General features: G+C 70.7%; 10 protein-coding genes. 4 read left to right on the top strand and 6 right to left on the bottom strand.

Features of this window, described 5'->3' with window-relative positions; translation table 11 throughout:
• Positions 1 to 123 precede the first annotated feature (123 nt).
• The gene (locus QZ483_RS10475) at positions 124 to 408 is read right to left on the bottom strand and encodes a hypothetical protein (RefSeq protein ID WP_297083727.1); all 285 of its coding nucleotides are present in this window, start codon (positions 406 to 408) and stop codon (positions 124 to 126) included.
• An 84-nt stretch (positions 409 to 492) separates the two neighbouring features.
• On the opposite strand from QZ483_RS10475, the gene QZ483_RS10470 reads away from it, so the two are divergent.
• Positions 493 to 897 (top strand): plastocyanin/azurin family copper-binding protein, encoded by a 405-nt coding sequence (locus QZ483_RS10470; protein WP_297083724.1) that lies wholly within the window; start codon positions 493 to 495, stop codon positions 895 to 897.
• A 20-nt stretch (positions 898 to 917) separates the two neighbouring features.
• On the top strand, positions 918 to 1,403 hold the full coding sequence (locus tag QZ483_RS10465; protein WP_297083722.1) for a GNAT family N-acetyltransferase: 486 nt from the start codon (positions 918 to 920) through the stop codon (positions 1,401 to 1,403).
• Here the strand turns inward: QZ483_RS10465 and QZ483_RS10460 are convergent.
• From QZ483_RS10460 to QZ483_RS10445, 4 genes are read right to left on the bottom strand one after another with little or no spacing between them, the layout of a single operon-like run.
• Positions 1,366 to 2,040, bottom strand: coding sequence for a phosphatase PAP2 family protein (locus tag QZ483_RS10460; protein ID WP_297083720.1), 675 nt, complete (start codon positions 2,038 to 2,040; stop codon positions 1,366 to 1,368). The genes QZ483_RS10465 and QZ483_RS10460 overlap by 38 nt on opposite strands.
• Positions 2,041 to 2,087: 47 nt before the next feature.
• A complete protein-coding gene (locus QZ483_RS10455) occupies positions 2,088 to 3,743 on the bottom strand; it encodes an ABC transporter permease subunit (protein WP_297083718.1) in 1,656 nt (551 codons plus the stop codon).
• Positions 3,743 to 4,711, bottom strand: a complete 969-nt coding sequence (locus QZ483_RS10450; protein ID WP_297083716.1) for an ABC transporter ATP-binding protein — start codon at positions 4,709 to 4,711, stop codon at positions 3,743 to 3,745. The genes QZ483_RS10455 and QZ483_RS10450 overlap by 1 nt, the downstream gene beginning before the upstream one ends.
• Positions 4,708 to 5,256: a GbsR/MarR family transcriptional regulator gene (locus tag QZ483_RS10445; RefSeq protein ID WP_297083715.1), complete on the bottom strand. Its 549-nt coding sequence runs from the start codon at positions 5,254 to 5,256 to the stop codon at positions 4,708 to 4,710. Before QZ483_RS10445 ends, QZ483_RS10450 begins: the two co-directional genes overlap by 4 nt.
• Before the next feature lie 122 nt (positions 5,257 to 5,378).
• Between QZ483_RS10445 and QZ483_RS10440 the strand changes: the two genes are divergently transcribed.
• Positions 5,379 to 7,682, top strand: a complete 2,304-nt coding sequence (locus QZ483_RS10440; RefSeq protein ID WP_297083713.1) for an RNA degradosome polyphosphate kinase — start codon at positions 5,379 to 5,381, stop codon at positions 7,680 to 7,682.
• The gene (locus QZ483_RS10435; protein ID WP_297083710.1) at positions 7,679 to 8,650 is read left to right on the top strand and encodes an NUDIX hydrolase; all 972 of its coding nucleotides are present in this window, start codon (positions 7,679 to 7,681) and stop codon (positions 8,648 to 8,650) included. Before QZ483_RS10440 ends, QZ483_RS10435 begins: the two co-directional genes overlap by 4 nt.
• 309 nt (positions 8,651 to 8,959) lie before the next feature.
• On the opposite strand, the gene QZ483_RS10430 is transcribed toward QZ483_RS10435, so the two are convergent.
• Positions 8,960 to 10,093: calcium-binding protein (locus tag QZ483_RS10430; protein WP_297083707.1), on the bottom strand; the 1,134-nt coding region annotated here is incomplete at its 5' end.

Here is a 10,093-nt window from a genome sequence, read left to right as displayed (position 1 = left end):
GTCGATTCGCACTCGCCCAAGCCCTGAGACGAGCGAAATGGGCCCACTTCGCTCGTCTCAGCGCCTCAATGAGCGAAGTGGGCCCATTTCGCTCGTGATGGGGGATGGAATGCGAGGGTCAGGTCAGCCGATGATCTCGGTGACCGCCCACCACACGGCCGCGATACCGAAGACGGCGGCGAGCCCGACGAACACGTAGGACGCCCACCGGCGGCCGTGGCGCAGGCCGCCGCCGATCGCGAGCGCGACCGCCGCGATGCCGATGCCCACGAGCACCATGCGGACGTGGTCGCCGCCCGCGCTGGACTGGTGCGAGTCCTGGAAGTCCGCCCACATGAAGGCGTAGGCGATCACGGCCAGCCCCACGAGCGTGCCGACTCCGCTGACGATCCAGCCCGCTGCCCTCATGCCGAGGACGCTACCGGGGTGCGGAGTCTACGCCGCGACCGCCACGCCCCGCGCGATCGGGCCGCCCGGAATAGCCTGGTGCACATGTCCACGATGTCCGGATTGCGCCGCACCACGGTCGAGGTCGCCGCGCTCGCGATGGCCGTCGTGCTCGCCGCGTGCGGATCGAGCGAGCCCGACGATGCCAGCGCGGACGACCCGTCCGCCGCACCTGCCGACGCGACCGAGGTCGCCGTCTCCGCCTTCGAGTTCGGCTACGAGCTCACCGCGCCCACCGAGGCCGGCACCTACACCTTCGTGCTCACCAACGACGGCAGCATGCAGCACGACCTGGTGCTCGAGGGTGGTGCCGACGGGGCGACGGCGATCATCGGCGCCGGCGAGACCGACAGCTTCACGGCGACGCTCGAGCCCGGCGACTACACGCTCTACTGCTCCGTGGGATCGCACCGGTCGCAGGGCATGGAGGTCACCTTCACGGTGTCGTGATGGCGTGGCACGATCGCCTCATGCGCATCGAGCCCGCCGACCTGGACGCCCCGGACGTCGCCGCGCTGCTCGCCGAGCACCTGGAGGAGATGCACGCCAGCTCGCCTGCGTGCTCCGTGCACGCGCTGCCGCTCGCGGCCCTGCGCGCGGACCACGTGACGGCGTGGACGGCGCGCTCCGACGCGGGCGCGCTCCTGGGCATCGGCGCGCTCGCCGAGCTCGACCGCGAGCACGGCGAGGTCAAGTCGATGCGGACCTCGACCGCGGCGCGCGGGCAGGGGGTGGCCGCGAGCGTGCTGACCCACCTGCTCGACGAGGCGCGGCGGCGGCGCTACACGCGGGTCAGCCTCGAGACCGGCAGCCAGGAGATCTTCGCCCCGGCGCATCGGCTCTACGCGAGGTTCGGCTTCGAGCCGTGCGGACCCTTCGCCGGGTACGGCGAGGACCCGGCGAGCGCGTTCTACACGCTCACTCTCGACGCAGATCCAGCCACCGGTCCGCGCTGATCACCAGCCCCAGGGTGAACAGACCCAGGCACGCGCCCGCGAGCACGTCCGACAGGAAGTGGTACCCGAGGTACAGGCGCGTGGTGGCGACCAGGCCGATCAGCGCGACGGACCCCAGCGCGAAGGCCACGAGCGCCCGCTTGCCTCGGTGGCGCCGCCACAGGAGATAGGCGGCGACCAGCACCAGCGTCGCGGTTCCCGTCGAGTGACCCGAAGGGAACGAGAAGGACGCCTCCTGCCCGGGCACGACCTGGAACTCCTCGGCGGGTCGTGGGCGCGCGACGGTGGCCTTGATCGCCACGGACAGCAGCGTCGAGACGATCATCGCCCCCACCAGCAGGGCCGGGTCGCGCCATGATCCTGACCGGCGCCACCACACCAGGCACCCCACGCCTACAAGGATGGGCAGCACGACCGGCCCGAACAGCACCGTGATGCCCTCCATCACCGCCGTCAGGCCGTCCGTGCGGTGCTCGGCGAACCACTCGAGCAGCGGCTGGTCGATCCGCTCGAAGGTGTCGCGCTCGAGGACCTCGTCGAGGATCTCGAGGAATCCCCACAGCCCGAGACCGCTGACGATCAGCCCCGGCACGAGCGCGCGCACGAGCGCGGGCAGACGGTCCCAGACGCGGCGCATCAGGCCAGCCTAGACACGCGCACGCCCGCACCGGGCCAGGAGCCGCCCTACCCGCGCAGGTCGCGCGCCCGGTACGCCACCACCCCGATCCCGACCAGCACCGCCGCGACCCCGGCGAGGACGCCCAGGTTCGACCAGGTCATCCCCTCGACCAGCGGATTGGGCGTCGAGTAGTAGTAGAAGGGCGACACGCGCGCCCAGTCGGCGAGGTCGGGGTTGACGGGGATGAAGCTGTTGATGCCCCAGCCCAGGATCGCGACGCCCGTCCCCGCACCCACGGCGATCGAGCTGCTGCCGGTGATCCCTCCGGCGACGAACGCGACGGCGCCGAGTAGGCATCCCAGCCCCGCGGTCAGCAGGCCGGCCGCGGCGATGCTCCCATAGGACATCCCCAGACCGGCGATCGCGTTGCCCGCGGAGATCCCGGCCACCACGGCGGCCCCCACGACGAGCGAACCCGTGAGAATCGCGATGGCCTTGCGCACCGCGACCTGTCCGCGCGCCAGCGGCAGCGACAGCAGCACGTTGGAGGTGCGGTTCTTCTCCTCCCGTACGAGCGACGCGCCGGCGTTGATGGCGACGACGGCGACCGCGACGGGCGCGACGATCGACAGCAGCTCGCCGTAGTACCAGCCCTCGGGTGTGGAGAAGTCGGCGTAGCCGATCATGGCGAGCAGCGACTCCGGCATGGCGTTCACCACGTCGCCGATCGTGTCCGAGATCGCCGTGAACATGGGTCCGAGCACGGTGGCCTGCAGCAGGATCAGCCCGCCCACGAGCACCATGTAGGGGCGCAGGTCGGTGAGCGCCTTCGCGGCCACGCCGCGCGTCGAGCCGCGGCCCGCGAGCATCGCGACCGCCCGCCCGATGCGCGGGTCCTCCCGCAGGCGCTCGATCACCGGCGTCCGGGTCGCGCCCGAGCCCAGGTCGCGGCGCGACAGCCCCCACCACGCCACCGCGGCGAGTCCGAGGGTCGCCGCGAGCAGCACCAGGAGCGGCACCCAGTCCACACCGGTGGTGAGGGGCTGCGTGCCGGCGATCCAGTACCAGGGCGAGAGCTTCGCCCAATCCGCGAGCCCGTCGAACAGCGGCAGCAGGCCAGCGACCAGGAACGAGGCGACGATCAGCCCGACGGACAGCCCGGAGGCCAGCGCCCGGTTGCCGGTCCAGGTGCCCACCGCGAGCGCGAGAGCGCCGAACAGCAGGCAGACCACGAGCATGTGCAGCGTGGCCGCGGCGAGGTCGAGCGACCCCAGCTCGGTTCCCGAGAGGGTGACGGCCGCCGTGTAGGACAGTCCAGTGACGACCGCCGATCCCACCGCGATCGTGAGGATCGCCAGGGACTTCGACGTCAGCAGCCGCGAGCGCGATCGCGGCAGGGTGCCGAGCACGTTCATGGTTCCCGCGGACTCCTCGCCCGCGATGGCCGCCGCGCCCATGGAGATCCCGATCCCGGCGATCACGAACGGCCCCAGGAAGTTGAACATGTTCGACAGCATCATCCCGGCGACGCCGGAATCCGCCGTGATCCCCAGCAGCGACAGGTAGGCCTCGGGCATCGAGGCGACGAAGTCGGTGGCCTCGTCGCCCATGCCCGCGTAGGCCCACATCCCCATCCACGCGATCGCGAACAGCGACACCACGGCGATGGCCGCAGCCATCCACCGGTCGCGGACGGACTTCAGGTAGACGGTGGCGAGCATCAGGCGCGCTCCGCGACGGCCTCGGACTCAGCGCCCCGCTCGCCCGGCTCGTCGGGATCGTCGCCGGCCGCCACGACCTCGTCGCGGTAGAACTCGAGGAAGATCTCGTCGAGATCGACGCTCGCGGAGGACACGGACAGCACGTCGTGCTGCGTCGCGACGGTCAGCAGCGGGGCCATCGAGCCCTCGTACTGTGCGGTGACGGTCGTGCCCTCGGCCGAGGCCTCGTGCACCCCCTCGATCCCCTGGAAGGCGGCGACCGGCACCTCTGCACCGAACTCGAGCGTGATCCGTCGCAGCGCCTTGTCCTGCAGCTCGCTCATGCGCTCGACCGCGATGAGGTGGCCGCGCCTGATGAAGCCCACGCGGTCCGCGACGCGCTCGACCTCGGAGATGGTGTGCGAGGACAGGAACACGGTGCCCCCGGCATCGGCCATCTCGCGCAGCATGGTGTGGAACTCGAGCTGCACGAGCGGGTCCAGGCCCGTGATGGGCTCGTCGAGCACGACGGCCTCGGGCGCGTGCATGAACGCCTGGATGATGCCCAGCTTCTGCCGGTTGCCGGACGAGTACTCGCCCACCTTCCTCGTCAGGTCCGCGTCGAGACGCTCGGCGAGCGCATCGACCCGGCCCCAGTCCACGCCGCCACGGATGCCGCCCAGGTACTGCACGGTCTGGCGGCCGGTGAGGTTGGGGTACAGCGCGAGGTCCGAGGGCAGAAAGCCGATGCGGCGATGGATCTCGACCGCGTCTCGCCGCGAGTCGAGGCCGAACATTCGGCACGCGCCGCTCGTGGGCCTGATGAGGTCCAGCAGCGAGCGGATCGTGGTCGACTTGCCGGCGCCGTTGGGGCCCAGGAAGCCGAAGATCTCGCCGGCGTGGATATCGAAGCTGACATCGTCCACCGCGGTGAACGAGCCGAACTTCTTGGTGAGGTGGTCCACCTCGATGACGGGGGTCTCGGTCATGACCCCTCCTTTCTCAAGTAGTCGTCGTAGCGCGCCATGAAGGCGGGCCACTCGGCCTCGAAGAACCGCACGACGGTATCGAGCGCGCCGATGCGGTCGGGCCTGGTCTCGGGGGACACCTCCGCGGCGGCGTCGACCAGGCGGCGCAGGCCCGCGATGCGCTCGGTCTCGGAGCCGATCAGCCGCAGCCACACGTTCTGCGGCAGCTGATAGCGCAGCGCGCGCTGGCCGGGCAGTCGCACCTTCTCGACCAGCGTGGTCGCGATGAGGCTGCGCAGTTGGGTCGACACCGTGCCCGCGGACAGGTGCAGCGCCTCCGCAAGCTCGGCCTGCGTCTGCGCGGCGGGCTCGCACACCATGAGGTGGCCCAAAATCGCGCCGGCCGCAGGCGAGAAGCCCACCGTCTCCCAGTACTGGGCGACCTGAGCCGCGTACTGCGCCCGCGCATCGGCCCTCTGCGGTGCCGCCGCGCCACTGGCGGCAGGCGCGTCGCCACCGTGGCCCGGCGACCCGGCGGCCGATGCGCGGGTCCAGTCGATCGTCATGTTTCAGTTCTATCTGAAACTTATGAAACAGGCAAGTGGACGGCCGATGCCGCCGTGCGGGACGCGTCGAGGCAGGACCAAGCGGGGTAGTCGCACGGCCCCGCCCGTGGCAGGCTGGGCACATGCATGACGGCACGCCCCTCGAGGCCCTGGAACAGACCGCCCCCGCGCCGCTGCCGGCGGCCGGTTCGAGCGAGCCCGCTGCGCCCCACGCCTCGGCGGCCGTGGTCGAGGACCTCAGCGCGCAGACGCCACTCGGCTCCGACCCGTCCGCGGACATGGACGACGAGGACGCCGCCGCCCACGAGCCCCTGCCGGCAGATCGCTACCTGGACCGCGAGCTGTCGTGGCTCGCGTTCAACGAGCGCGTGCTCGAGCTTGCCGAGGACGAGGGCACGCCGCTGCTCGAGCGCGCGCGATTCCTGGCGATCTTCGCGTCGAACCTGGACGAGTTCTTCATGGTCCGCGTGGCCGGGCTCAAGCGCCGCATCGCCGCCGGCTTCGCGGTCCCCAGCGCGACCGGGATGAGCCCCACGCGACTCGTGGAGGCCCTGACGGATCGCGCGCACCAGCTCATGGATCGCCACGCGGACGTGTTCGAGGACCGCATCCGGTCTCAGCTCCAGGAGCAGGGCATCCACCTGGTCCACATCCAGGACCTCGAGGAGAAGGAGCGCGAGCGGCTGCGCAAGCTCTACCGCTCGGACATCTTTCCGGTGCTGACGCCGCTGGCCGTCGACCCCGCGCACCCGTTCCCCTACATCTCCGGCCTGTCGCTCAACCTCGCGGTCGAGCTGCGGGATCCGGATTCGGGCAAGCAGTTCTTCGCCAGGGTGAAGGTGCCGGAGACCCTGCCGCGTTTCCTGTCCGTCGACTCGGCGGGGCACGCCGCCCAGGTGACCGACGCATCGGCCCTCAGCGACGAGCCGCGCAGCTTCGTGCCTCTCGAGGACGTCATCGCCGAGCACCTCGACTACCTGTTCCCGGGCATGGAGGTGCTCGACAGCTATACCTTCCGCGTCACCCGCAACGAGGACGTCGAGGTCGAGGAGGATGACGCCGAGAACCTCCTCAAGGCGATGGAGCGCGAGCTGCTGCGCCGGCGCTTCGGGCCCGCGGTGCGCCTCGAGATCGCCGAGGACGTGCCGCAGAACATCCGGGACCTGCTGGTGCGCGAGCTGGGCGTCACCGATCACGACGTGTTCCAGCTGCCCGCGCCACTGGACCTCACGGGCCTCAACGTGATCGCGGACCTGGACCGCCCCAAGCTCCAGTACCCGGCGTTCCGCCCCACGACGCATCACCAGCTCGCGCCCGTCGAGACCGCGGACGAGCAGAACGTGTTCGAGGCCATCCGCCGCGGCGACATCCTGCTGCACCACCCGTACGACTCGTTCTCGACGTCGGTCCAGGCGTTCCTGTCGCAGGCCGCCACGGATCCGCAGGTGCTCGCGATCAAGCAGACGCTGTACCGGACCTCGGGCGACTCCCCCATCGTCGACGCGCTCATCGAGGCGGCCCGCAACGGCAAGCAGGTGCTGGCACTAGTCGAGATCAAGGCGCGGTTCGACGAGCAGCAGAACATCGGCTGGGCGCGCAAGCTCGAGAAGGCGGGCGTGCACGTGGTGTACGGCCTGGTGGGCCTCAAGACGCACTGCAAGCTGTCGCTCGTGGTGCGCCAGGAGGACGAGGGCCTGGTGCGCTACAGCCACATCGGCACCGGCAACTACCACCCCAAGACCGCGCGCCTCTACGAGGACTACGGCCTGCTCACGCGCGACGACCACGTGGGCGCGGACCTCACCAAGCTCTTCAACCAGCTCTCCGGCTACGCGCCCAAGGCGAAGTTCCGCCGCGTGATCGTGGCGCCCACGGGCGTCCGGCTGGGCCTCATCGAGCGCATCGAGCGCGAGATCGAGCACGCCGAGGCCGGCCGCGAGGCGTGGGTGGGCATCAAGGTCAACTCGATCGTGGACGAGAAGACCATCGACGCGCTGTACCGCGCCTCGCGCGCGGGCGTGAAGGTCGACATCAACGTGCGCGGCATCTGCGCGCTGCGACCCGGCGTCGAGGGCTACAGCGAGAACATCCGCGTCCGCTCCGTGCTCGGGCGCTTCCTCGAGCACTCGCGCATCTACGCGTTCCACAACGACGGCGAGCGCGAGGTCTACATCGGCAGCGCCGACCTCATGCACCGCAACCTGGACCGCCGCATCGAGGCGCTGATCTCGATCGAGGCGGAGCAGCAGAAGGACGCCCTGATCGAGTCCATCGCGATGGCGATGTCGCCCGACTACGCCGCGTGGGAGCTGGGCCCCGACGGCGCATGGTCGCACTTCCTCGAGAACGAGGCCGGCGAGCGCCTCAAGGACGTCCAGGCCACCTACATCAAGCGCCAGCCCAAGCGGAGGGCCAAGCGCAAGTGAGGCGCTATCCCCCCGGGACCGTCATCGCGGCCGGCGCCGTGGTGTGGCGCGTCCGCAACGGCGAGCTCCAGGTGCTCGCCGTGCATCGCCCCAGGTACGACGACTGGTCGTGGCCCAAGGGCAAGCTCGACCACGGCGAGACGCTGCCCGCGTGCGCTGTCCGCGAGGTGGCGGAGGAGACCGGCAAGCAGGTGGTGCTGGGCCAGCCGCTGCCCACGCTGCGGTACCCCGCCGGCGGCAAGACCAAGGTGGTCAAGTACTGGGCCGCTCACGTCGCCTCCGACGGCGCCGCCTACGTGCGCGCCCGGCCCAAGGTGAAGGACGCCTCCAAGAACGAGATCGACAAGAAGCGGTGGATGTCCGTCGAGGAGGCGCGGCGCAAGATCACCTTCAAGGACGATCTGCGTCCACTCGAGGTGCTCGTCGACGCGTTCGAGAACGATCGCCTCGAGACGCGGGCGTTCGTGCTGGTCCGTCACGCCCGTGCGAAGCGCCGCAAGGCCTGGTCGGGAAAGGACATCGAGCGCCCGATCACGACCGCGGGGGCCACGCGGGCGCGGCAGCTGGTGCCGCTGTTCGCCGCATTCGGGGCCAAGCACGTGGACTCGTCGCCAGCGCGCCGCTGCGTCGCCACGGTCGAGCCCTACGCCCAGGCCGCCGGCCTCAAGGTCAAGACCTACGACCCGCTCACCGAGCCGGGCCACGCGTCGAAGCCACTCGCGACCGCGAAGACCTTCGTCAAGCTCATGGAGCGGACCTCGAGCCACGTGGTGTGCGCCCACCGGCCCACGCTGCCCACGATCATCGAGATGATGCGGGCCGCTACCAGGCCGTATACCCGCGGCGCACTGCCGCGCAAGAACCCCTATCTGCCGGCCGGCGGGCTGCTGGTCGCCCACATCCTGGACACCGAGTCCGGGCCGCGCGTGACGGCGATCGAGACGCACCTGCTGCAGGTGCATCCGTAGCCCGAGCGCGCATCGGCCGCACCCGCCCCGCACCCGGGGCCTCCCGGGCAAAGAAAAAGACATCGGACTGGGAGCGCCAGTCGGCGCGAAGGCCGCTCGTGGCGGCTGGTGTTGGAGCCCGGGGCTGCCGCAGTCCGATGTCACCTCCCACCATACGCCTCCGAGCGCCCCAGCAAAACGATCGAAGTGGGCCCGAATCGCTCGCTCAAGCGCTTAGATGAGCGAAGTGGGCCCATTTCGCTCGTGAATGGGGAGGGCCGATGCGCGGGTTGACCCCCGTACCTCGCGCCTGCGGCGGCGTGGCGCGTCTCAGTCCAGGCGGTCGTCTCGCCACATCTCGGCGCAGCGCTCGAGGTCCTCGCCGGTGCGCAGCAGCTGCGCGGCGCGCAGAGCGGTCTGGTGAGCGCGGCGGTCGTTGTGGCCGTCGTCGGACTCGGCCTCGTAGGCGGCGCCGGTCGCGACCACGCGGCAGAACGCGCCCGCGCGATCGAGCGCCACGGCCAGGTCGCCGGAGAACACCCCGGACAGCACGGAGTCCGCGAGCGCGCGCACCTCGTCCGGCCCGGGCGGGTCCTGGACCCCTGCGATCGCGTGCCTCACGTGGGCCGCGTGCACGCCCTGGTGGTAGGTCCGCGCGACCGCGGCGGCGTCGTGCTTGACCCACTCGCGCAGCATGTAGATGCGCCAGAGGGCTCCCGGGAGGGTGTGGGCGCCCGCCTTGGACCACATCATCGCGACAGTGTCGATGCCCTCCTCGTCCACGAGGCGGACCAGCCGCGACGTGAGCTCCGGGTCGTGCGCCTCGCGCGCCTGCGACACGAGCGCGACATGATCGAGCGTCAGCCCGGCGGCATCGGCGATCCGCGCGATCTCGACCCCGTCGAGCAGAAGGCGCTGCGCGCCGGGATCGTCGGCATCGGGCTCGAGCGCGATGTCGGGTTCCTCGCCTTCGGGCGCGTCATGGAGCACCATGATCATGTCCTCCTCGACCGAGAAGTCGAGAATCTCCGCCTGATGCGCGGCATCGAGCCAGCCGCCCAGCATCACGGTATCCGCACCGCCGCCCGTGGTGACGATATCGCCGCGCCCCGCCACGATCAGGTCGTCGCCGCCGCCGCCGTTGAGATAATCCCGTCCCGTGTCGATATCGTCGATGCCCTCGGTCGCGGGATCGTCCACCACGCCGATCACCGTATCGTCGCCATGCCCGCCGAACAGCCTGTCGGATCCGAGACCGCCCTCCAGCCAGTCATCGTCGAGATCGCCATGCAGCGCATCGTCGCCCTCCCCGCCAAGCAGCGTGTCATTCGCGGCGCTGCCCACGAGGGTGTCATCGCCCGCGCCGCCGTGCAGCAGATCGTCGTCGTTGTGACCGAACAAGCGGTCGTCGCCCGCCCCGCCCTCGAGCGTGTCGGCACCGTCCTCCCCATGCAGCGTGTCGTC

Origin of the sequence: uncultured Demequina sp. (assembly GCF_913055775.1) — a bacterium.
GTDB lineage: Bacteria > Actinomycetota > Actinomycetes > Actinomycetales > Demequinaceae > Demequina.
This window is presented reverse-complemented; position numbering and strand designations above follow the sequence as displayed.